This is a genomic window from Pseudomonas sp. 15A4, assembly GCF_016925575.1.
Lineage (GTDB): Bacteria > Pseudomonadota > Gammaproteobacteria > Pseudomonadales > Pseudomonadaceae > Aquipseudomonas.
Genome location: NZ_CP068986.1, coordinates 5,353,346 through 5,376,068, shown reverse-complemented (window position 1 = coordinate 5,376,068; position 22,723 = coordinate 5,353,346). Strand labels below are relative to the sequence as shown.

Annotated in this window: 14 protein-coding genes, 2 tRNA genes and 3 pseudogenes; 8 read left to right on the top strand and 11 right to left on the bottom strand. The window is 59.4% G+C overall.

The annotated features are described in order from the left end of the window. Nucleotides 1–70: 70 nt before the first annotated feature. Complete coding sequence (locus JN403_RS23790; RefSeq protein ID WP_122537396.1) at nt 71–781, bottom strand: rRNA pseudouridine synthase; 711 nt, start codon at nt 779–781, stop codon at nt 71–73. A 162-nt stretch (nt 782–943) separates the two neighbouring features. Between JN403_RS23790 and JN403_RS23785 the strand changes: the two genes are divergently transcribed. Further along, a complete protein-coding gene (locus JN403_RS23785; protein WP_205484570.1) occupies nt 944–1,939 on the top strand; it encodes an alpha/beta hydrolase in 996 nt (331 codons plus the stop codon). Between the two features lie 12 nt (nt 1,940–1,951). Here JN403_RS23785 and JN403_RS23780 read toward each other — a convergent pair whose 3' ends face one another. Continuing rightward, nucleotides 1,952–2,404 (bottom strand): GNAT family N-acetyltransferase, encoded by a 453-nt coding sequence (locus JN403_RS23780; RefSeq protein ID WP_122537398.1) that lies wholly within the window; start codon nt 2,402–2,404, stop codon nt 1,952–1,954. A gap of 120 nt (nt 2,405–2,524) precedes the next feature. Continuing rightward, a complete protein-coding gene (gene rimO / locus JN403_RS23775; protein WP_122537399.1) occupies nt 2,525–3,862 on the bottom strand; it encodes a 30S ribosomal protein S12 methylthiotransferase RimO in 1,338 nt (445 codons plus the stop codon). A 270-nt stretch (nt 3,863–4,132) separates the two neighbouring features. Here rimO and JN403_RS23770 point away from each other — a divergent pair, with 270 nt between their 5' ends. After that, nucleotides 4,133–6,031 carry a potassium transporter Kup gene (locus tag JN403_RS23770; protein WP_205484569.1) on the top strand — a complete coding sequence of 633 codons (1,899 nt, stop codon included), beginning with the start codon at nt 4,133–4,135 and terminating at the stop codon, nt 6,029–6,031. Between the two features lie 346 nt (nt 6,032–6,377). Here JN403_RS23770 and JN403_RS23765 read toward each other — a convergent pair whose 3' ends face one another. The 4 genes and pseudogenes from JN403_RS23765 to JN403_RS23750 form a co-directional block, all read right to left on the bottom strand. Beyond that, nucleotides 6,378–7,667: a virulence factor family protein gene (locus JN403_RS23765; RefSeq protein ID WP_205484568.1), complete on the bottom strand. Its 1,290-nt coding sequence runs from the start codon at nt 7,665–7,667 to the stop codon at nt 6,378–6,380. Further along, nucleotides 7,667–10,308 (bottom strand): annotated as a pseudogene (mprF, locus tag JN403_RS23760) (bifunctional lysylphosphatidylglycerol flippase/synthetase MprF). The gene JN403_RS23765 and the pseudogene mprF overlap by 1 nt, the downstream one beginning before the upstream one ends. Nucleotides 10,309–10,636: 328 nt before the next feature. Continuing rightward, nucleotides 10,637–10,713, bottom strand: a tRNA-Met gene (locus tag JN403_RS23755). 268 nt (nt 10,714–10,981) lie between these two features. Next, a tRNA-Met gene (locus JN403_RS23750) sits at nt 10,982–11,058 on the bottom strand. A 238-nt stretch (nt 11,059–11,296) separates the two neighbouring features. Here JN403_RS23750 and dinB point away from each other — a divergent pair. Further along, the gene (gene dinB / locus JN403_RS23745; protein WP_122537403.1) at nt 11,297–12,355 is read left to right on the top strand and encodes a DNA polymerase IV; all 1,059 of its coding nucleotides are present in this window, start codon (nt 11,297–11,299) and stop codon (nt 12,353–12,355) included. 2 nt (nt 12,356–12,357) lie between these two features. Here the strand turns inward: dinB and JN403_RS23740 are convergent. From JN403_RS23740 to JN403_RS23730, 3 genes and pseudogenes are all read right to left on the bottom strand, one after another. Next, nucleotides 12,358–13,313, bottom strand: a pseudogene (locus JN403_RS23740) (hypothetical protein). 83 nt (nt 13,314–13,396) lie between these two features. Continuing rightward, a complete protein-coding gene (locus tag JN403_RS23735) occupies nt 13,397–15,112 on the bottom strand; it encodes a proline--tRNA ligase (RefSeq protein WP_205484567.1) in 1,716 nt (571 codons plus the stop codon). A gap of 173 nt (nt 15,113–15,285) precedes the next feature. After that, nucleotides 15,286–16,629 (bottom strand): OprD family porin, encoded by a 1,344-nt coding sequence (locus JN403_RS23730; RefSeq protein WP_122537406.1) that lies wholly within the window; start codon nt 16,627–16,629, stop codon nt 15,286–15,288. Nucleotides 16,630–17,616: 987 nt separating this feature from the next. Between JN403_RS23730 and JN403_RS23725 the strand changes: the two genes are divergently transcribed. Continuing rightward, nucleotides 17,617–18,042, top strand: a complete 426-nt coding sequence (locus JN403_RS23725) for an HIT domain-containing protein (protein WP_205484566.1) — start codon at nt 17,617–17,619, stop codon at nt 18,040–18,042. Between the two features lie 2 nt (nt 18,043–18,044). Next, entirely contained in the window at nt 18,045–18,251 is a 207-nt protein-coding gene (locus JN403_RS23720) for a SlyX family protein (protein ID WP_172611023.1), read from the top strand. Between the two features lie 73 nt (nt 18,252–18,324). On the opposite strand, the gene JN403_RS25840 is transcribed toward JN403_RS23720, so the two are convergent. Then, nucleotides 18,325–18,930: a cold-shock protein gene (locus tag JN403_RS25840; RefSeq protein ID WP_122537409.1), complete on the bottom strand. Its 606-nt coding sequence runs from the start codon at nt 18,928–18,930 to the stop codon at nt 18,325–18,327. Nucleotides 18,931–19,355: 425 nt separating this feature from the next. On the opposite strand from JN403_RS25840, the gene JN403_RS23710 reads away from it, so the two are divergent. The 3 genes and pseudogenes from JN403_RS23710 to aspS all read left to right on the top strand — a co-directional run bounded on the left by JN403_RS23710 (nt 19,356) and on the right by aspS (nt 22,634). Then, a complete protein-coding gene (locus JN403_RS23710; RefSeq protein WP_074893279.1) occupies nt 19,356–19,829 on the top strand; it encodes a Dps family protein in 474 nt (157 codons plus the stop codon). Between the two features lie 421 nt (nt 19,830–20,250). Beyond that, nucleotides 20,251–20,598, top strand: coding sequence for a ribbon-helix-helix domain-containing protein (locus JN403_RS23705; protein ID WP_205484565.1), 348 nt, complete (start codon nt 20,251–20,253; stop codon nt 20,596–20,598). A gap of 262 nt (nt 20,599–20,860) precedes the next feature. Next, nucleotides 20,861–22,634: pseudogene (gene aspS / locus JN403_RS23700) on the top strand (aspartate--tRNA ligase). Nucleotides 22,635–22,723: the final 89 nt, after the last annotated feature.

Sequence of the window (22,723 nt, the reverse complement as noted above, 5' to 3'; positions counted from 1 at the left end):
GGTGCGTGTATTTCCTGGAGATTCGCAGATGAGCGCACGCGAGACTGGATGCGGCGCTCAGAAAGGGGATTCAGAATTTTTCTTTGTCTGTCATGTAGCGCCACTGGCCTTCCGGCACCTTGCCGATGGACACGCCGCCGATACGAATGCGCCGCACGGAAACAACCTTGAGACCCACCGCTTCGCACAGTTGGGCGATGACACCGGGCTGAGGGTTTTTCATGGCGAAGCGCAGGCGGTTTTCGTTCTGCCAGCTGGCTTTGACCTTCGGCAGCTCCTTGCCTTTATAGGTCATGCCGTGGTTCAGGCGGTTGAGGCCGTGGGCAACCATGTCGCCCGAGATCTCGACGACGTATTCCTGCTCGATCTTGCTGCGGTCGTCAGTGAGTTTGCGCAGGATTTTCCAGTCCTGGCTGAACACCATCAGGCCGCTGGCATTGGCTTGCAGCGTGGAAATCGCTTCCAGGCGCAGGAAGTGCCCTTTGAGCGGACGTCGACCGATGCTGTGGTCCGCCGACAACGTACCTGGCGTGATCAACGCCAAGGCACTTTCGGGGGCCATGCCCGCCGGTGCGTTGAACAGAAGGGTGACGGATTCAGGTGTATCGGCTTTCGCTTCAGCGTTCAGCACCACGGTCTGGTTTTCGACCTTGAACTGCGGCTCGTCTACCACGACGCCGTCCACCGTGACCCAGCCGCCTTCGATGAACAGCTCGGCTTCGCGGCGAGAGCAGCCGACCAGCTCGATCAGGCGTTTGGAGAGGCGAATGGGATCAGTCATGAGAAAAGCCGTAACAAAATGGAAAGGCGCCTATTGTACCCGCGCATGCAGCGTTAATCGCGGCCACATTGAAATTGGTGGGTGAATAAGCCTCCACTCGATGGATTTTTCCGGGAGTGACGCAGGTCTGCTCTCTATTCCTACACTGTCTGGAGCGAATTCATGACCAAATGGCTACCCGCACTGCTGATGACTGTCAGCCTGCCGCTGCTCGCTGCGCAATCACCGTCTTACGGCCCACAGCTGGAAGGCTTTCAGTATCCGTTCCCGGCGCAGAATTTCACGTTTGAGTCCCAGGGCGGACCGGTGCAGATGGGTTACATGGACATCAAGCCGACCGGTACCGCCAATGGTCGCAGCGTAGTGCTGCTGCACGGCAAAAACTTCTGCGGCGCCACGTGGGAAGGCACCATCAAGGCGTTGACGGGCGCGGGGTATCGGGTGGTCGCGCCGGATCAAATCGGCTTCTGTCGCTCCAGCAAACCGGCAGATTATAAGTACTCGTTTGAGCAACTCGCGCAAAACACCAAAGCGCTGCTGACCCAGCTGGGCATCGATCATGTCACGGTGGTCGGGCATTCAATGGGCGGCATGCTCGCGACCCGGTTTGCGCTGATGTACCCCGAGCAAGTGGATCAGCTGCTGCTGGTCAATCCTATCGGTCTGGAAGACTGGAAAGCCAAAGGCGTGCCGGATCGCAGCTTTGATGACTGGTACGCCCGTGAGCTAAAGACCAATGCCGAGAGCATTCGCAAGTATCAGCTGTCGACCTACTACGCCAATGAGTGGCGGCCCGAGTTCGATCATTGGGTCGATATGCAGGCCGGGATGTTCAACGGCAAAGGCAAGGAAGAGGTGGCGCGGGCGTCAGCGCAGACCTACGGGATGATCTTCAATCAGCCGGTGTTCTACGACTTCGAGAAACTGAAGATGCCCACCGTGCTGCTAATCGGGCAGAAGGACAACACCGCCATTGCCAAGGACGCGGCGCCCGAAGCGTTGCGCAAGACCCTGGGCAATTACCCCGAGCTGGGCAAGGCCGCGGCCAAGCGCATTCCCCAGGCGACACTGGTGGAGTTTGCCGGGTTGGGGCATGCGCCGCAGATTCAGGACCCGCAGCAGTTCAACAAGGTGCTGCTGGAAAGTCTGAAGCGCTGATGCAGGGTTGCTTCAGATGACCTTGAGCCGCATCCGCAATATCGGATGCGGTCGGCCGAGCCCGTCCAGCTCGGTCCGGCCCACCACCTCAAACCCCTGTCGTTCATAAAAGCCCAGCGCCTGGGCATTCTGTTCGTTCACGTCCAGCTCGGTGATATGGAAATGCTCGAGCGCATAGTCCAGCAGTTGCTTGCCCAGTCCCATGCCGCGGTGATCGGGGGCGATAAACAGCATTTCCAGCTTGCCGGGCGTGGTGCCGGCAAAACCGGTGATGTGCAGGTGGGAGTCGCGGGTGCAGAACAGGTTCACGGCGCCCAGGTACTGGGTTTCCAGCAGGTGCCGGAGCAGCGTGATGTAGTTCTCGGCCAGAAAGTCATGGGTCGCGCGCACGGAGGCTTCCCAGACCCGGGTGAGTTCGGCGAAGTCGTGCTGCCTGGGCAGATAAATGACCGATGGGTGAGTCACGTTGCCGCTGCTCCCTGGGTAGTGATCCTGATGTGGGGACGATAGCCAGAAAAACAAACCCCGCCGTTTTACGGGCGGGGCTGTTTGAGGCGGAACGGTGTTGGAACCGGCGCTTGAGCGTTAGATCGGCTCAGCCCACAGGTCGTACTCATCAGCATCCACCACGCGGCACATGACCTTGTCGCCTGGCTTGAAGTCGCGATCGCTTTCGACAAACACGTTGCCGTCGATTTCCGGCGCATCGAAGAACGAACGGCCGACGAAACCCTGCTCGTCCACTTCGTCGATCAGCACTTCGATTTCCTTGCCGATCTTCATCTGCAAGCGTGCGGCGCTGATGGCTTGCTGGTGCGCCATGAAGCGGTCCCAGCGATCCTGCTTAATGTCGTCCGGCACGATCGGCGCATCCAGCAGATTCGCCGGCGCGCCCTCGACAGGGGAGTACTGAAAGCAACCGACGCGATCGAGCTGGGCTTCAGTCAGCCAGTCCAGCAGGTACTGGAAGTCTTCTTCGGTCTCGCCCGGGAAGCCGACGATGAAGGTGGAACGGATAATCAGGTCTGGGCACTGTTCGCGCCAGTTCTTGATGCGCGCCAGGGTCTTGTCTTCGAAGGCCGGGCGTTTCATCAGCTTGAGGATCTTCGGGCTGGCGTGCTGGAACGGGATGTCCAGGTACGGCAGGATCTTGCCCGCCGCCATCAACGGAATGATTTCGTCGACGTGCGGGTACGGGTAGACGTAATGCAGACGTACCCACACACCCAGCGAACTCAGTGCCTGGCACAGCTCGGTCATGCGCGTGCGGACCGGTTGGCCGTTCCAGAAACCGGTGCGGTACTTGATGTCGACGCCGTAGGCGCTGGTGTCCTGGGAGATCACCAGCAGCTCTTTCACGCCGGCTTTGACCAGACGCTGGGCTTCGTCGAGCACGTCGCCAATCGGGCGGCTGACCAGTTTGCCGCGCATGGACGGGATGATGCAGAAGCTGCAGCTGTGGTTGCAGCCTTCGGAAATTTTTAGATAGGCGTAATGACGCGGGGTCAGCTTGACGCCTTGCGGCGGCACCAGATCGATCAGCGGGTTGTGATCGAGCTTAGGTGGCGCGGCGTCGTGGACGGCATTGACCACTTGCTCGTACTGCTGCGGACCGGTCACGGCCAGCACGCTCGGGTGCACGCTGCGAATCACGCTTTCGTCCACGCCCATGCAGCCGGTGACGATCACTTTGCCGTTCTCGGCCAGCGCCTCGCCAATGGTTTCGAGGGATTCAGCCTTGGCGCTGTCGATGAAGCCGCAGGTGTTGACCACGACCACGTCAGCGTCCTGGTAAGTCGGAACGACCTGATAGCCTTCCATGCGCAGCTGGGTCAGGATGCGTTCGGAATCGACCAGGGCCTTCGGGCAACCGAGGCTGACAAAGCCGACCTTGGGGGCGGCAGACGTGGTGACGGTGGACATTGACTAACCTCGGCGTAGGATGCCCGGCGTTTGGCCGAGTCACTGACTGGGCGCTTGGGGCGCCTCTGATCAAAAAGTGCGCAATTCTAGCGGCGCATCAAACGATTGACCAGTGTTATACAGAGAATTACGACGAGTGCTGCGCTATGCTTCGCGGCGCTACGCCCGGCACCCCAAGGGAGCCGGGCACATCGGAATTTACCGGTGCGGCGTGGGTCAATCCGACAACGCCGGATCGCGGTGCTCGAGTCATGGTTTCAGGAGTGGTAAATGGGTCACGCAACGAGTCAGGCAGAGGTCGGGCATTCTTCGGCGAAACCGTTGAGTCTGCTGGTGGGCGCGGTGGGTGTAGCCTATGGCGACATCGGTACCAGCCCGCTTTACACCATTAAAGAGGTCTTTGTCGGCGGTTATGGCGTGCAAGCCGGCCACGATGCCGTGCTGGGCATTCTGTCACTGATCTTCTGGTCACTGATCTGGGTGGTCTCCTTCAAATACATGGCCTTGGTGATGCGCGCCGACAACGACGGTGAGGGCGGCATCATGGCGCTGACGGCGTTGGCGCGGCGGGCATCGGCCAAATACCCCAAGCTACAGGCGAGCATGATCGTCTTCGGCCTGTTCGGCGCGGCGCTGTTTTACGGCGACAGCATGATTACCCCGGCGGTCTCCGTGCTGTCAGCGGTCGAGGGCATGGAGCTGGCCTTTGACGGGCTCGAGCACTGGGTGGTGCCGATCGCGTTGGTCTTGCTGGTGGCGCTGTTTCTGATTCAGCGTCACGGCACTGCGCGCATCGGCGTGATGTTCGGACCGATCATGGTGCTGTGGTTCGTGACCCTCGGGGTACTCGGTGTCCACGGCATCCTCCAGCAGCCGGAAGTGCTGCACGCGGTCAATCCGGTGTGGGCGGTTCGCTTCTTTATTGATCATCCCGGCATTGGCGTTTCGGTCCTGGGCGCTGTGGTGCTCGCACTGACCGGTGCCGAGGCGCTCTACGCGGACATGGGGCACTTCGGTCGCAAGCCGATCTCCCGCGCGTGGTTCGCACTGGTCTTGCCGGCGCTGGTGCTGAACTACTTTGGTCAGGGCGCCTTGGTGATTCAGGACCCTGAAGCGGTGCGCAACCCGTTCTACCTGCTGGCGCCGAGCTGGGCCTTGTTGCCTTTGATCGCCCTGTCGACACTGGCGACCATTATTGCTTCCCAGGCCGTGATTTCCGGGGCGTTCTCGATGACGCTGCAGGCGATTCAGCTCGGCTACATCCCGCGCATGTACATCCAGCACACGTCGAGCGACGCCCAAGGGCAGATATACATCGGTGCGGTGAACTGGGCGCTGATGGTGGGAGTAATCCTACTGGTGCTGGGTTTCGAATCCTCCGGCGCGTTGGCCTCCGCCTACGGCGTGGCGGTGACCGGCACGATGCTCTGCACAACGATTCTGGTGGCGTCGGTCATGCTGCTGGCCTGGAAATGGCCGCCGCTGATCGCGGTGCCGATTTTGGTCGGATGTCTGTTCGTTGACGGCCTGTTCTTCGCGGCCAACGTGCCAAAGGTTGTTCAGGGCGGGGCCTTTCCATTCCTGGCGGGGATCGCGCTGTTCATCCTGATGACCACCTGGAAGCGCGGCAAACAGCTGCTGGTGGAACGCATCGACGAAGGCGGTCTGCCGCTGCCGATCTTCATCAGCAGCATTCGCGTGCAGCCGCCCCATCGCGTTCAGGGCACGGCAGTGTTTCTCACGGCGCGTGCGGACGCCGTTCCCCATGCGCTGTTGCATAACCTGCTGCACAACCAGGTGCTGCATGAGCAGGTGGTGTTGCTGACTGTTGTGTACGAAGACACCCCGCGGGTGCCCGCTGCGCAGCGTTTCGAGGTCGAGGTGTTCGGCGAGGGCTTCTATCGGGTGATCCTGCATTTCGGCTTCATCGACGAGCCGGACGTGCCGGCGGCGCTGAGCCTGTGTCACTTGCCGGAACTGGATTTCAGTCCGATGCGCACGACCTACTTTCTCAGCCGCGAAACCGTGGTCTCCTCGAAACTGGTGGGCATGGCCCGCTGGCGCGAGGGTCTGTTCTCGTTCATGTTGAAGAACGCCAACGGCAATTTGCGTTTCTTCAAGCTGCCGTTCAACCGCGTGATCGAACTGGGTACGCAGGTGGAGATGTAAGCAACTCCGGCTTTTGTGGGACCGGCTTTAGCCGGGAAGGCGTTTAGTGCCGCGCTGCAGGATTGATGGTGTATGCACCGGCCTCTTCCCGGCTAAAGCCGGTCCTACGGGAGATGCGTGCATCCAATGGGATTGGCGCAACCGGGCTATTGTAGGACCGGCTTTAGCCGGGAGGGCGTCAGGCGGTACGACGCGAGATTGATGGCGTACATACAGACCTCTTCCCGGCTGAAGCCGGTCCCACAAGGATGGCGCGTATTCCAGGTGGTACCCGGCTTGGGCAGACCCCGAAAACAAAAAAATCCCCGCAATCGCAAGAGAGCGGGGATTTTTTATGGGTGGGGGATTACTCGGCGGCGGGCTCTTTGCCCTTCCACTTGTCGATCACCGCGCTCAGGCGCTTGGCCAGGGCAGGGTAGTCTTCGTCGAAGTGATGGCCGCCGGGCAGTTGCATCTTCTCGCCAGGCGCGGTGGCTTCGGTGCAGCCGCTTTCATCCTTCTCTTCGATGCCGTAGACGCACAGCACCTTGTCGCCGGGCAGCTTGGCCATCTCAGGCCCTGTCGCCGCTTCTTTACCGGCAGCGCCCAGCCAGCCTTCGACGGCAATCTCGAAGCTGCCGGTGCGGGCGAAGGCCAGCAGGATAATCCCGTCAACTCGCGCCTTGTCTTCTTCCGGCAGGCGATTGTAGATCGCGGGCAGTACGTCGGCACCGAAGGAATAACCCGCGAGCACAAAGTGCTTGGCACCCCATTTCTGCCGGTAATGGGCCATCAGCTCAGTCAGGTCAGCGGCGGTTTGTTCAGGCGATTTGTGCTCCCAGTAGTAACGCAGGGTGTCGATGCCAACCACCGGGTAGCCGCCCATTTTCGCCATGTCGCCCGCCACGTCCTTGTCAAGGTCGCGCCAGCCACCGTCGCCGGAGAGGAACAGCGTCACCGTGTCAGAGGGCTGCGAAGACGGCACCTCAACCACAGGTATGTTCAAGCCGCCGTTGTCGTCACCCCCAATCAGGCGACGGCGCACTTCGTTGTTCAGCACCTGCGGGTACTTGATGTCGTAGTCGCTGATGCTCGTTTCGGTGTTGGGTGCGTCCCGTACCAGCGTGGCGCTCTCGTCGTCGGGGCCATCGTTCCAGGCGACCGTCCATTTGCCGTGCGCAGCGGCTTTCGGCACAGGATCGGTACAGCCCGGTTGATCGCGCACGAAGCCGACCGAGATGGCCCGGGCGTTGTCGTTGGTCTGGCCGGCCAGCCAGCGCCAGGCCAGGGAAGCGCCTGATCCGACCCCGGCGACCAGATCCGGTGCGCCGTCGAGCTTTTGCAGTGCGGCATTGAAGGTCTTCGCCTGAAGCTGGCAGTCGTCCTTCGGCAGCGTCACTTGAATGACCCGGGCCGAAGCGTCATAGCTCAAGGCGAGCAGTTGTTTCTCGGTCAGCGATTCTTCGGTGGTAACGGCCAGCGCGACCTGGGTTTTCACCTTGGTCGAGGGCACTACGCGGGTCAGCGCAGAGCCGTCATCCAGCGTGATGTGTTCCAGAGTAGGTTGCGCGGCGGGGCGGTTCCACAGCCAGAAACCCAATGCCACCACCAGAATTACCAGGGCTGCGAGCAAAAAGCGCCAGTAGCGTTGAATCATCAGCGTTTCACCAATCCAGTCAGGCCGCCCGCGATCAGGGCGGCGGTATCTGCCAGTGCCACCAGCGGATCAAGTCCTGCGGGCACGGCCATATAACGAGGTTCCCAGTCAGGCTGGAATTTGTCTTTGAAACGGCGCAGGCCCTGGAAGTTGTAGAGCTGCTCACCACGACTGAACACCATCGAACCCAAACGCTGGGTCAGGGGTGCGCCCCGCCGTGGTTGCAACCCGGACAACGGCACCATGCCGAGGCTGAAGCGGGCGTAACCTTCTTTTTGTAATGCAGGATCAGCCCGACCATCATGAACTCCATGGTCAGCTTTGGCGCTTCCGGGTGCGAGCGCATGAGGTCCAGGCTCGCCAGGTCATTGCGCGAGGTTTCCAGCAGATTGGAGAACGCGACCGGTTTGCCCTGGAAGTGGACGATGGCGATGCGGAAATGCTTGAGGTAATCCAGGCTGAAGCGGCCCAGCGAGAAGCCCTTCTCGCGCACGTTCTTGCCCAACAGCCACGCATCGGAGATCACTTTCAGCTCTTCCATGGGCGCCTGGCCCACTTCGTAGATTTCCAGCGAAAGGCCGTCGCGCCCACCCCGATTCCAGGTGTAGCGCAGGTCTTTCATTTCCTTGCCCTTGGCTTCGATGTCGAACTTGTGCAGATCGACCCTGGCTTCTTCGCCCAGCTTGATCGCGGTCAGGCCGATATCCATATAGAACGGCAGGTTCTCGGCACGCACCTGATAGAACACGGGGCGGGCATGGTGAACGTCGCACAGATCGCGGAACTGCCAGATCAGCTCGGCCCGTTGCTGGGTCGGGCCGATTGGATCGTACAGCGCAACAAGACTGCGGCCGCGATGGGCGTACATCAGAAAAGCGTTGCCGTCCGGGTGCATCAGCACGGCTTTGTCGCCGGTTAGCACCAGGCCGCCATCGGGCTGGCTGGACGCTTTGATGATCTCCGCCGCTTTGGCCAGTTGCGCTTCGTCCGGCAGATTGATCACAGGGCGTGCGGTGCGCAGCAGCCAGGTCAGCGAGACGATCAGCAGCAACACCGCGCTGCCCAGCGCCGAACGCAGGCCGCGAGGTGCGTCGGCGTCCAGCGTGAACTGCCACCACAACTGATGGCTGTACGGCACGTCCTGATAGGCGAACAGCAGCAACCAGATCGAAGCGCCCAGTACGCAGACACTGGCGACCAGATACAGCGGCGAAAACGGCAATTCCAGCAAGCGGCTCGGCCGGTAGAACGAGCGACGGAAGATCGCCAGCAGGCACGCGGTCAGCAGCAGCAGGCTCGCTTCCTCCCAGTCGAAACCCTTGAGGATCGACAGAATGGAGCCCACAAACAACAGGATGGTGGTCAGCATCCACGCCGCCGAAAGACGTCGACGCAGACCCTGTGCGAGCAACAGGCAAAGCACGCCAATCAGGCTGGCGCCGAAGTGCGAAGCGTCGATCAGTCGATGGGGAATGAGAAATCCGAGGCTCTCCAGACGGGTGTCGATCTCGGGAGTCGAGCCGGAAAACAGCAGTACCACGCCAGAGAGAAACACCAGCAGCGCCAGAATCAGGGCGCCCAGCCCTGAAGCAACGCGCATGGCTTGTTGCGCGAACAACAGTCGCTTGGCCTCGCTGTAAAGCAGAACCAGACAGGCGATGAGCAGCGGCATCACCACATAGATCAGGCGATACAGCAGCAACGCGGCGGCCAGCGGTGCGGCGCCCAATTCGTCGGCAAAGGCGGCGAGCAGAATGGCTTCAAAGACGCCGACCCCGCCGGGCACGTGGCTGAGAACGCCAGCGGCCAGGGCCAGCAGGTAAACCAGCAGGAATGCGCCGAAGGGCGGGGCAGAGGGCAGCAACAGATAAAGGACGGCGGCAGCGGCGGCGACGTCCAGCGCGGTGATCACCAGTTGCATCAGGGTCAGCCGTACGCCCGGCAGACGCAGGGTGCGGCGTCCGGCGCGGACCAGCAAGTTATGCGGGATCGTCTGTTCCGGCAAGCGTCGGCGATAGATCGCGTAACCCAGGATTACGCTGATCGCCAGCACCGCAACCGCTGCGGTTGCCAATACCGGCACCGACACATGCAGTGCCAGCGAAGCGGAGGGCAGGTCACTCAAGGTGGCGAGTGCAGCCAGTGGAGGAAGTGCGCAACCCAATGACAGGCTGGCAAAGAGCGTCATGTGGGCAACTTCGCCCGCACCCAGCCCCAATCGCGAGTAGAGGCGGTAACGAACCGAGCCGCCGGACAGCATCGACAGTCCTACCGCGTTACCGATGGCGAACGCGCAAAATCCGCCCATGATCAGCGACTTCGGCGGCAGATCGACATTGGCGTAGCGACTGGCGGACCACTCGTAGCCCAGCAGAATCACGAAACCGATGGCTGTCGCGAGCACCGCGCCAGCCAGAGAAGGCACAGGCACACTGAGCAGCGAGTCCTGGAGCGCGTAGATGTCCAGCTCGGTCAGCATGTGCCGGCAGGCGATCAGGGCAACGGCAAACAGAAGGATCGTGACGCCCAAGCCGATGGGTTGACGATACTTGCTCACCAGTTCGCGTAGACGCAGTCGTTTTGGGGGAGTCGGAGGATTCTCCGTCACTGCTTCATTTGTGTCGGACGGGTTGGCGCGCATCAATCACTCCTTGGATCGTGCGCGACAGGATGGAGGTATACAGCCAAGTTACCAATCCCTACGCAAAAAATAATTCAGGATGTTAGCGCTTCAACGTCTAACGAGCGAATACCACGGATACGTATCGGTGGCCGTTCAGTCTAGGTTCAGTCGCTGGCCAGCGTATCGGCAGGGGAGATCAAAACTATCGCCCGGCAACATACAGTAACAAGACCTCTCGGATGAACGCACCCCGGTAGTGGGGATGTGACAAGGATTCCGGCCCGCTGTTCGTGAACTTTCAGCGAGGCAAAAAAAGGCCACTCTTTCGAGTAGCCTTTTTAGATGTTGGTTGCGGGAGCCGGATTTGAACCGACGACCTTCGGGTTATGAGCCCGACGAGCTACCAGACTGCTCCATCCCGCGTCTGTGTGGCGGCATTCTACAGTCGAACGACAAAGTGTCAACCTTTAATGCCAGAGATCGACAAAATAACCGAATCGGCGGCGTCAGTAGGCCTAAGTGGCGGTTGGACAAGGCTTTTATCGCAATCCGCGCCTAAAGACAGGTGGGCATCATCCGCGGGCCTTGTTTCATTTATATGAAGGGAGAGAGGGAGATAGCGAAGGGAGCAGGCTCGCTCAAATGACGCCCACAAAAAAGGCCACTCTTTCGAGTAGCCTTTTTTGATGTTTGGTTGCGGGAGCCGGATTTGAACCGACGACCTTCGGGTTATGAGCCCGACGAGCTACCAGACTGCTCCATCCCGCGTCTGTGTGGCGGCATTCTACAGAGGATCGCCGGGGTGTCAAGCAAACGGCAGAAAAAAATGCTTTTTCTTCAAGCGGTTAGCATTGGGCCTGTGGCGGCCAGCTAAGGCGCGCCTCGCTTTCAGCGCGTTTGGGGCGGGTTTAGTGAAGGGTACATTCCGTAGGGAATGAGGCATATTCAGTGTCAGACAGGCCCGTGAATGAGATACTGCGCGCCTGTTTTCCTACGACCCTGTGTGATGCCGCAGCGCAAAATCATCCATATCGATTGTGATTGCTTCTACGCCGCTATTGAGATGCGCGACGATCCGCGTCTGGCTGGCAAGCCGTTGGCAGTCGGTGGGTCGGCAGAACGGCGGGGCGTGATCGCCACCTGCAACTACGAGGCCCGGGCCTACGGCATCCGCTCGGCGATGTCGTCCAGGCATGCACTGACGCTGTGCCCGGACCTCACCATCGTCAAGCCGAGGATGGATGCCTATAAAGAAGCCTCGAAAGAGATCCAGACCATCTTCCGCGATTACACCGACCTGATCGAGCCGCTGTCGTTGGACGAGGCTTACCTGGATGTCACGGAATGCGAGCACTTCGCCGGCAGCGCAACGCGTATCGCCCAGGACATTCGCCGCCGGGTCTCCAATCAGTTGCACATCACGGTTTCCGCCGGCGTGGCCCCAAACAAGTTTTTGGCCAAGATCGCCAGCGACTGGAAAAAGCCGAACGGGCTGTTCGTGATCACGCCCGATCAGATCGAAGAGTTTGTCTCCCAACTGCCGGTGTCCAAACTGCACGGCGTTGGCAAAGTGACTGCCGACAAGCTTGGCCGTCTCGGCATTGTTACCTGCACCGATTTACGCAGCTGGAGCAAACTGTCGCTGGTGCGCGAATTCGGCTCATTCGGCGAGCGGCTGTGGAACCTGGCCCATGGCGTCGATGAGCGGCCCGTGCAGAACGACAATCGGCGCCAGTCGGTCAGTGTCGAAAACACCTACGACACCGATCTGCCGGATCTCGCCAGTTGTCTGTTGAGGCTGCCGGCATTGTTGGAAACGTTGAACGACCGGATTGCGCGGATCGATAGCCTTTACCGCCCCGGCAAGCCGTTCGTGAAGGTCAAGTTTCACGACTTCACCCAGACAACGCTGGAACAGGCGGGAGCAGGGCGGGACTTGAGCAGTTATGAGCAACTCTTGACCCAGGCCTTCGCACGCGGCGGCAAACCGGTGCGATTGCTGGGAATTGGCGTGCGCCTTCATGACCTTCGGGCTGCCCACGAGCAGTTGGAGCTGTTCAGCTGAGGTTATTCACTGCCCGGCGGTACCGCGACCAGTCGGCCAGCGTCTTTGGCCAGTGACCGAAGGAATTCGTGCTGCAGTTGCGGATCGTTGCGGGTCAGCTCGATCAGGGACTGTTCCAGCTCACTCGCTTCATCTTCAAGGCCTAATTCGGACAGACGCTTGACGCGATGCACCCACTGGCTCACCTCGTCGTCTTCCAGGTCGTCGTAGATCAGGTCGTGCGCCTCGATCAGCTTGCCGCGCAGTGATTTGCTCAGTGGCAACGTGGCGGTTGCCTGGACGTTGCTCTGGTCATCCTGCACTTTGATGTTCAGTTGGGTGACATAACTGAGGTTCTGTTCGGCGAACGGGCTGTCCAGCAGGTTGACGCGCAGCCCCCGTTACGGTCCGTCGTCAGCTCATGGGTCTCTTTGCCCGCAGTGACTTCAACCGGCGCGTCACTCCAGGGCAGGCTTGAATGCTCGACGCGATGATCGCGCTGGACCTCGTCGATGCCGGCCAGGTTTTGCTGCGCACGGCCATGGGAGGGTGCGTTCATGAACGGGTTGACGCCGGCGACGCCGTAAGTGAGCCAGTCCTTGGTGACGCTGTCGGGCAGGCTGCCAAGCGTCAACAGGTTGACCACGTTCGCGCCAATGCCCGCAACGATGGCGACGGCGCCCAGCGGGATTTCATAGATTTCCCGCCACGGCTGATACGGCGTATATCGGTCGTAGTGCCGGGTGACTTCGAATTCGGTGATGTCGAAGGTTTTCAACTCGTGGATCCGTATCCGGCGCTGGGGCAATTCCAGCGTCCTGGGTTCGCCGAGGTCGACCTGAAAACTGTGGTCGAGCAGTTTGCGCTCGACACGTTCTTCATGCTCGCTGCGTTGAGACAGTTGATTGGCACAGCCGCCGAGAAACAGGCTGGTGCACAACACAGCGCCTGCGAGACGTGAGGGATTTCGCTTGAACATGAGATCTCTAGGTGCAGGTAAGGCGCATCGCAGAGGCGTGGCGGATGAATGCGCGCCTGCATAGTCGCAGGCGCGCAATCCGGTCAGCGCTTGATCCGGTCCTTGATGAAAGACAACACATCGGCAACAGGCAGGGCCTGCGCTTCGGCTTCGGTGCGGCTCTTGTACTCGAGGTTACCCTCGGCAAGGCCACGGTCGCTGACCACGATGCGGTGCGGAATGCCGATCAGTTCCATGTCGGCGAACTTGATCCCCGGACTGGTCTTCTTGTCACGGTCATCCAGCAACACTTCGAAGCCCGCAGCCGTCAGTTCGGCGTACAGCGTGTCGGTGGCCTCTTTGACGGCATCGGTTTCGTAACGCAGCGGCACGAGGGCAATCTGGAAAGGCGCGAGTGCGTCGCTCCAGATGATGCCGTTTGCGTCGTTGTTCTGCTCGATGGCGGCAGCCACAACCCGCGACACACCAATCCCGTAGCAGCCCATGGTCAGCGTGACCGGCTTGCCGTTCTCGCCCAGCACCTGGCACTTCATCGCGTCGCTGTACTTGGTCCCCAGCTGGAAGATGTGCCCGACTTCAATGCCGCGCTTGATGATCACATTGCCCTGACCATCCGGGCTTGGGTCGCCGGCGACGACGTTGCGCAGGTCAGCCACGGCCGGAACCGGCAAGTCCCGCTCCCAATTGACGCCGAAGTAGTGCTTGTCGTCGATGTTGGCGCCAATCCCGAAGTCGCTCATCAGTTCAACCGAGCGGTCGATGATGCACGGCAGTGGCAGATTCAGCGGGCCGAGGGAACCCGCGCCGGCGCCAATGGCTTCACGCAGTTCGGTTTCTGAGGCCATGACCAGCGGACTGGCGACCTGCTCCAGATTGGAGGCCTTGATTTCATTGAGCTCGTGATCGCCACGGATGATCAGCGCAATCAGCTTGCCTTCTTCAGCCGCGTGCACGACGAGGGTCTTGACGGTCTTTTCGATCGGCAGATTGAACTGCTCGACCAGCGCCGCGATGGTCTTGGCGTCCGGGGTGTCGACAAGGCGCAGCTCTTCAGTCGGCGCAGGGCGGCTGGTTTCGCGTGGAATGGCTTCGGCTTTTTCGATGTTCGCGGCGTAGTCGGAGGTGTCGCTGAACACGATGTCGTCTTCGCCGGACTCGGCCAGCACGTGGAACTCATGGGAGCCCGCGCCGCCGATGGAACCGTTGTCAGCCACCACAGGGCGGAAGTTCAGGCCCAGGCGGGTGAAGACGTTGCAGTACGCCTGATGCATGCGGTCGTAGGTTTCCTGAAGGGAATCCTGGGTCGCATGGAAGGAGTAGGCGTCTTTCATGATGAATTCGCGGCCGCGCATCAGACCGAAGCGCGGGCGGATTTCGTCACGGAATTTGGTCTGAATCTGGTACATGTTGATCGGCAGCTGTTTATAGCTGTTGAGTTCGTTGCGAGCCAGATCGGTGATGACTTCTTCGTGGGTCGGGCCTGCACAGAAGTCCCGATCGTGGCGGTCTTTCAGGCGCAACAGCTCAGGGCCGTATTGCTCCCAGCGCCCCGACTCTTGCCACAGCTCCGCTGGCTGAATGCCCGGCATCAACACTTCCAGCGCGCCCGCTGCGTTCATTTCTTCACGAACCACCGCTTCGACCTTGCGCAACACCCGCAGGCCCATGGGCAGCCAGGTGTAGAGACCGGAGGCAAGTTTGCGAATCATGCCGGCACGAAGCATCAGCTGATGGCTGATCACGACCGCATCGGATGGCGTTTCTTTCTGTGTGGCGAGCAAATATTGACTGGTACGCATGGTCGGCCGTTGTCGGTTGCGGTGGCTGGGAAATGATTCGGGATTGTACGGTGGTGGTATCGCTGAGTACAGGCCGGGCGGGCGTTGCGAAGGGAGGGAATGTCACACATGCTCCCATGAAAAAGCCCGGCGCGAAGGCCGGGCTTTTCGTTAACGAGTGTCAGACAGTGCGATTACAGGACCGAAATCGGGTAGTCGACGATCAGACGGAACTCGTTGACATCGCCTTCGCCTTCGTCGGCATTGGCACGGTGCCATGCTTGACGAATACGGAACGACAGGTCTTTTGCAGGGCCAGCCTGAACGACGTACTTGGCCTCGACGTTGGTTTCGTGGTGGCTGCCGTCAGCGCCGTAAAGGCCTGAGTAAATAGCGTTGTTGCCACGGGTGCCGTCGATGTTGGTACCGCTGACGTAACGGGCCATGAAGCTCAGGCCCGGCGTGCCGTAGGTGGCCATGTTCAAGTCGTAACGACCTTGCCACGATCTTTCGCCAGGAGCGTTAAAGTCGGAGTATTGAATCGAGTTCGCAAGGAAGATCGAGTCGCCGCCTTTGTTGTTGTCACCGATACCGATGTAGTCGAACGGCGTATTGCCGTTAACTTTCTGGAATGCCAGTGTCAACGTATGCGCCGCCAGGAAGGAGTAAGCAGCCGAACCCGACCATGCGGTGTTGCTGATCGCCCCGGCTTTGGCACTGCCGGTATCTTTGGTGTTATAGATGTTGAAGTCGAAGGCCAGGGCCTGGTCGTCAGTCAACGGCAGTGCGTAGTTGATGTTGCCGTAGTACTGGTTCCACACGTCTTCCAATTTGGCGTAGTAGAAACCAACGCCCAAGTTGTCGGTAATGGAGTATTTACCGCCGCCAAAGTCAGCGGACTTGGCCTGCACGTTAGCGTATTGAGCGAAGATTGAGCCATCGTGGCTGGTATCGTTCTGGCTGGTGCCCGAGTAGTAATGACCGGCTTCAACATCCAGGCCCGAGATTTCGCTGCTCTGCAGGCTCAGGCCGCTTGCGGTCTGTGGCAAGAGGCGCGAGCCACCTACCGCGAACACTGGGTTCTGAGGCTGCATGTCACCAATTTTGAGTTCGGTTTTCGAAACCCGGAACTTGACTGCGCCACCGGCCTTACCAAAGCTGTCGTGGTTGTCGCGGAAGCCGTCGGAATTGGGTGTGGTGTCCAGCGTCAGGTTGCCGGAACCAGAGTGCTTGTCGTCGCCGCTAAGCTTGAAGCCGGCATAGCCGAAGGCATCGACACCTACGCCGATCAGGCCCTGGGTGTAACCCGAAGTGAAGTTGCCCCAGAAACCTTGGGTCCAGTCACGTTGGTCTTTGCGACCTTCGTCGTGCAGGATGTGGCGGTTGAAATAGTAGTTACGAGCCTTAACGTCGAGCTTGCTCCCCTCTACAAAACCAGTTGCTTCGGACTGATCGCTTACGAATGCCGCAGCCGATGCCAATTGGGTGCTGGCTGCAGTAACGGCCAGTGCGATTGCGCTCCACTTCATCACTCTCATCGTGACTTTGCTCCTTTGGTTTTTAAGAAGAGTACTGCCGTCCACCTGTTTTTTTATCTGGCCGGCTTCTTTCTTTTTGGTGTCGGCGAAATCTACAACACGCTGACATTAATGGCGATAGTGACAAACCTATCCTTTCTATTTCTTTACGGCCTTGTCGCCGCCCGCTCTGTCCATGTCGGTACTGAACAGCTCCAAATTCTTCAATCGTGCAACTACCGGGTCATGTTCAATGCTGGACTCGTTCACACCCTCATCGAGTCCAGCCTCTCCAGCTACCTTGCTAAGCATCGCTGCATCCCTTCGGTCCTGGCCTGTCTTGCGACACGCTCGCCTTCAAGCTTGTGTGTGACAAAGCAACAACCGTGCACAAAATTTCGACGAACATGAAAAAAATGTCGAAAGCGCTGTAAAAACATTCGATGTCAGCGCCAAGCTATTGAATATAGATGATAAAAATATTTTAGATAGCCTGCTTTGCAACGGCGATTTTGTTGAGAATAGCGCGGGCAGGTGTCACTGACGTTACCTGTCACCCCTCAAAAGTGGGTAATTCGCGGATGGCTGTCACATATTCGGGCTTGATCTGAGTCTTTTTGGTGCACCGTGCCGCACAACTGCCTGCGTTTGGTTCCTCAGCCCCGAGTCCGGCGAGTTGGCGAGCATGCTGCACGCAGCCCTGCTCCCGAAACGCGTCCTGCAGCCCCGGATTCACTGGCGTTACCCGGAATTTGCTAGCTGATTTTGCGCGGTCTGCGCCAGCGGTCAGCTGCTTCATGTCGGTGCGCGGCCTTTTTTTCGCTCACTGCCAGTGCGGGGTGGGCTTGCGGTGATCATCGATCAACAGCAAATCCGCAAAATGCTCTGAACCGTTGTGCCGGATGAATCCTCAGGAATTCGCGCGTATTCTTTCCGCTACCCAAGACTTTCTTTTCGGGCCAGTCAATCGGCTCGATGAATCAAATCGGCGATCAGGAGTAATTTTTCGTGTTTGTTCTAGATCCGCGCTTGCTGCAAGACACACTACCGATCGGCGACTTCCCGCTGTGCACGCTGCTGCTGTCCAATGATTCCAGTTACCCCTGGTTCATTCTGGTGCCCAAGCGTGCAGATATCAGTGAAGTGTTCCAACTGTCCGAAACGGACCAGGTGCAGTTATGGAAAGAAACCACCACCCTCTCGGCCGTACTTGATCGCACGTTTCAGGCGGACAAGATGAACGTTGCTGCGCTGGGCAATGTGGTCAATCAGCTGCACATGCACGTCATTGTTCGCCGTGTTGGCGACGCGGCGTGGCCAGCGCCAGTGTGGGGCAAACATCCGGCCAAGCCATATACGCCGGAGGAGGTAGCGCGGATCAGCGCGCAACTGAAGTCCGAATTGACCGAAGCATTCACCTTTAAGGAGGGCTGACCATGGATCTCGAATCGCGTGTCATGGAGCTGGAGAGTCGACTGGCCTTTCAGGACGATACCATTCAAGCGCTCAACGACGTGTTGGTCACCCAGCAGCGTAGCCTTGATCGTCTGGAGTTACAGATCGCAGCCCTGATCAAGCGTCAGGAGGAAATGGGCGGGCAGGGCGACGATTTCGTTGAAGACTCTCGCCCTCCTCATTATTAAAGGGAAGAGAGCCGGGCAGGAATTTCAGCCAAAAAAACCGCGCCTCTCAGCGCGGTTTTTTTATGTGGCGAAGTTAACGGCGCGGGAGCGCAGCGATGACGTCTTCCGCTTGCAGGCCCTTGTCGCGATTCATCACCGAAAACTCGACACGCTGGCCTTCGACCAGAACGCGGTGGCCTTCACCGCGAATGGCGCGAAAGTGCACGAAGATGTCGTCGCCCGAATCCCGGGAAATGAATCCGAAGCCTTTGGAGGTGTTGAACCACTTCACCGTGCCTGTATCGCGATTGCCCAGATCCTGGGACTGGGCGGCAGGCGCAGGGGAGGACCGGTAGAAGCTGACCGCCAGGTGCAACGCCACGGCAACGACGACGGCGAGCAGGCTGACCAGAACGGCCGGTTGGCCAGCAATGGTTTCGAGCGGAACGAGCAGCGTGAGGATTTGAAGCACGACGGCCAGCACGAGCAAGCCGCTGACCAGGTTTTGCAGTTGATGACGTGGACCTTTGTTCCAGTAAGGAATCACTGGCGCAAGCACCAGGTTGATGAGGCCGAAGAGCGCCAGGTACAGCGCATCCGGTTGGGACAGGTAAGAAGACAGCGCTTCACTACGAAGGCTGGGGATGAAAGACAGCAGCAGGGCAGCTGCGCCCGTTAGCAGGTGGACTATTTTCAACATTTCGATGACTCACATTAAGATGGATCACAAGGAAATAGCGGGTGACCTTCGGTACGCTTCGAGTAAAAAGGGAGGCGTGATGCACGAGTGTCGGTCCTGCCTATGCGCTGCAGCCGGACGGCACTTTGGCGGCAGCGCGTCTGTATTTAACAGCAAAGCCGAGAGCTACTCAAATCAAGCGCTTAGCTCACGTGTTGACCGGTGAGGGTGGCTGTATGTCGGTTTTTTTATTCCGGTCAAAGGCTCGCGCCAGAGCGGCCGGGATAAACAACGCGCCAGCCCGATCGTCTCCATTAAAGGAAGTGGGGTCTGACTGCGATGGTTGTCGCTGAACTAATCCCGACAGATGGCTGCGCAGGGTCAATGGTCTTGGTAGAGTGGGCGGCAGTCGTTTGACAATAAACCATCATAGAAGAGGGCTGAACATGGCAATCGATATCGGCATCAGCGAAGAAGATCGCAAGTCCATCGTGGACGGTCTTTCCCGCCTGCTGGCAGACACCTATGTGTTGTATCTGAAAACCCATAACTTTCACTGGAACGTGACTGGCCCGGCTTTTCGTACGCTGCACCTGATGTTTGAAGAGCAATACAACGAACTGGCGCTGGCGGTGGATCAGATTGCCGAACGTATCCGCGCACTGGGCTTCCCGGCGCCGGGCACCTATTCGACCTACGCGCGCTTGTCGTCGATCAAGGAAGAAGAGGGCGTACCTGCGGCCGAGGACATGATTCGTTCGCTGGTTCAGGGCCAGGAAGCGGTCACCCGTACTGCCCGTGGGATTTTCCCGTTGCTGGATAAAGTCAGCGACGAGCCAACGGCAGACCTGCTGACCCAGCGCATGCAGGTGCATGAGAAAACCGCCTGGATGCTGCGCTCGATGCTCGAAGCCCAGTAATCACCAGCGGATCAAAGAAACACAGGCGCGGGCAACGTAACGAGTGCCCGCTCCGCACTGCTGTCCCCCGCCTTGCACGACAGTCCCCTCCTGATTCATCCCCTGTATCAAATCCCTCTGCTCATAGCGCTCACCTGTAAAACGCATTTCCCCTGTTTTTCGAGTCGGGCTGACTATGGCGATTGGCTGAACGGGAAGAAATAAACCGACAAAAAATACATATCTAACACCTCAAGGGAGATAGGGCCTGGGCCGTTTGCTGGCTCTCGAAAATCACCCCTGCAGCGTGGTGATCTCCTACAGGTTCAAAGTGCTCCTTCTGCTGGTTGCGCCTTGTGGAATACGGCTTGATAGGCACCTCTTTTCAACTGATTGCGAAGGTGTCGATGCCCTATCCGTGATCGCAACATGGGGGACCTGCATGAACCTGGATACTGCCCGAGAGGGGTGGGAGCCCACCCAATGTCTAAACGCCCGGGGCGACCCGTTTATCGAAAATTTCAACATGAGCCTGGCCCAGCCGCACGCCAGATCGGTGAGGCTGAATGGGCTGGCCACATGCTTGCGACTTGAGGAGGTGTACTGGAATATTCTGTCCGAAATGGCACGTTTCAACGATTGCTCCATCAACGCCGTGCTGTCCTACGTGGATCGCGAGGTTCACCTGCGCTACGGCGGCGTCAAGAATTTCAGCGGCCTGATCCGCGTCGTGTGCGTGGCGCACGTATTGAGTGCCGAGGGCCTGCGGTTGACGCCGTCCCCGACATGACCTGATTTCAGCGGGCCCGTTGCGGCGGGCCTGCATTCGCTGGCGGCAACGCGGCCTCCACGCCGCGCGCCGACATCTTCTTGCCCGGTATCGGGCTGCGCGGCTGCACAGCGATGATTATCCCTATATAATCCCCCGCCTTACTGTGGAAGGCAGTAACTGACCGTCAGGTCGGACTGCATGCCAAAGCTTGCGCACCCTTGCACCGGCGACGGGCGAAAGCTCCATCGAATTCCGAATTACGAGAAGTGAACACACGATCATGATGCGCAGCCATTATTGCGGCCAACTGAACGAGAGCCTGGAAGGTCAGGAAATTACCCTTTGCGGATGGGTCCATCGCCGTCGCGACCACGGGGGTGATTTTCCTCGACATTCGCGATCGTGAAGGTCTGGCCCAGGTGGTTTTCGATCCGGATCGTGCCGACACCTTCGCCATCGCCGACCGTGTTCGCAGCGAATACGTGGTCAAGCTGACCGGCAAAGTACGTGCGCGTCCTGCTGGCGCCGTCAACCCGAACATGGCGTCGGGCGCGATCGAAGTGCTGGGCTATGAGCTGGAAGTCCTCAACGAGTCGGAAACCCCGCCGTTCCCGCTTAACGAATACTCCGACGTCGGCGAAGAAACCCGCCTGCGGTATCGCTTTATTGACCTGCGTCGTCCGGAGATGGCTGAAAAGCTGCGTCTGCGCTCGCGCATCACCTCCAGCATCCGTGGCTTTCTGGACGGCAACGGCTTCCTCGATGTCGAGACGCCGATCCTCACTCGTGCCACGCCCGAAGGCGCTCGCGATTACCTGGTTCCAAGCCGTACCCACCCAGGCAGCTTCTTCGCATTGCCGCAATCGCCCCAGCTGTTCAAACAGCTGCTGATGGTTGCCGGTTTCGACCGTTACTACCAGATCGCCAAGTGCTTCCGCGACGAAGACCTGCGTGCCGACCGTCAGCCTGAATTCACTCAGATCGACATCGAGACCAGCTTCCTCAACGAAGAGGACATCATGGGCATCACCGAGACCATGGTCCGCAAGCTCTTCAAGGAAGTGCTGGATGTGGAGTTCGATGACTTCCCCCACATGACCTTCGAAGAAGCCATGCGCCGCTATGGCTCGGACAAACCAGACCTGCGTAACCCGCTGGAACTGGTTGACGTTGCCGATCAGCTTCAGGCCGTGGATTTCAAAGTGTTCAGCGGTCCTGCCAACGATCCGAAGTGCCGTGTGACGGCGCTGCGCGTTCCCGGCGGCGCAAGCATGCCGCGCAGCAAGATCGACGAGTACACCAAGTTCGTCGGCATCTACGGCGCCAAAGGCCTGGCCTACATCAAGGTCAACGAGCGCGCCAAGGGCGTCGAAGGCCTGCAGTCGCCTATCGTCAAGAACATCCCGGAAGCCAACCTCAACGTGATCCTCGATCGCGTGGGCGCAGTGGACGGCGACATCGTGTTCTTCGGCGCGGACAAATTCAAAATCGTCAGCGAAGCACTGGGCGCTCTGCGCATCAAGCTGGGCCACGACCTGAACCTGCTCACCCGTGAATGGGCGCCGATGTGGGTCGTTGATTTCCCGATGTTCGAGGAAAATGACGACGGCAGCTTCTCCGCGCTGCACCACCCGTTCACCGCGCCGAAATGCTCGCCTGACGAGCTCGAAGCCAACCCTGCCACCGCGCTGTCACGCGCGTACGACATGGTGCTGAACGGCACTGAGTTGGGCGGCGGTTCGATCCGTATCCACCGCAAGGAAATGCAGCAGGCCGTGTTCCGTCTGCTGGGCATTTCCGAAGACGAGCAGCAGGAGAAGTTCGGCTTCCTGCTCGACGCACTGAAGTACGGCGCGCCGCCCCACGGTGGCCTGGCGTTCGGTCTGGACCGTCTGGTCATGCTGATGACCGGCGCTCAGTCCATTCGTGAAGTCATTGCCTTCCCGAAAACCCAGAGTGCTGCGGACGTGATGACCCAGGCACCGGGCGTGGTCGATGCCAAGGCACTGCGCGAGCTGCACATCCGCCTGCGCGAGACGCCGAAGGCCGAGTAAGCCGTGTCGGCTTTTAGGCATGGGCTCGGCGGACCGACCATTCGGTCCGCCCTGAGCCTCGCCCATTTCGGGCAAAGATTCGAGTGAAG

Excerpts from the sequence above, each read along its gene's own strand:
- JN403_RS23790 (WP_122537396.1), bottom strand. The coding sequence starts at position 781 with ATGACTGATCCCATTCGCCTCTCCAAACGCCTGATCGAGCTGGTCGGC.
- JN403_RS23785 (WP_205484570.1), top strand. The coding sequence starts at position 944 with ATGACCAAATGGCTACCCGCACTGCTGATGACTGTCAGCCTGCCGCTG.
- rimO (WP_122537399.1), bottom strand. The coding sequence starts at position 3,862 with ATGTCCACCGTCACCACGTCTGCCGCCCCCAAGGTCGGCTTTGTCAGC.
- JN403_RS23770 (WP_205484569.1), top strand. The coding sequence starts at position 4,133 with ATGGGTCACGCAACGAGTCAGGCAGAGGTCGGGCATTCTTCGGCGAAA.
- JN403_RS23765 (WP_205484568.1), bottom strand. The coding sequence starts at position 7,667 with ATGATTCAACGCTACTGGCGCTTTTTGCTCGCAGCCCTGGTAATTCTG.
- dinB (WP_122537403.1), top strand. The coding sequence starts at position 11,297 with ATGCCGCAGCGCAAAATCATCCATATCGATTGTGATTGCTTCTACGCC.
- JN403_RS23735 (WP_205484567.1), bottom strand. The coding sequence starts at position 15,112 with ATGCGTACCAGTCAATATTTGCTCGCCACACAGAAAGAAACGCCATCC.
- JN403_RS23730 (WP_122537406.1), bottom strand. The coding sequence starts at position 16,629 with ATGAGAGTGATGAAGTGGAGCGCAATCGCACTGGCCGTTACTGCAGCC.
- JN403_RS23720 (WP_172611023.1), top strand. The coding sequence starts at position 18,045 with ATGGATCTCGAATCGCGTGTCATGGAGCTGGAGAGTCGACTGGCCTTT.
- JN403_RS25840 (WP_122537409.1), bottom strand. The coding sequence starts at position 18,930 with ATGTTGAAAATAGTCCACCTGCTAACGGGCGCAGCTGCCCTGCTGCTG.
- JN403_RS23710 (WP_074893279.1), top strand. The coding sequence starts at position 19,356 with ATGGCAATCGATATCGGCATCAGCGAAGAAGATCGCAAGTCCATCGTG.
- JN403_RS23705 (WP_205484565.1), top strand. The coding sequence starts at position 20,251 with ATGAACCTGGATACTGCCCGAGAGGGGTGGGAGCCCACCCAATGTCTA.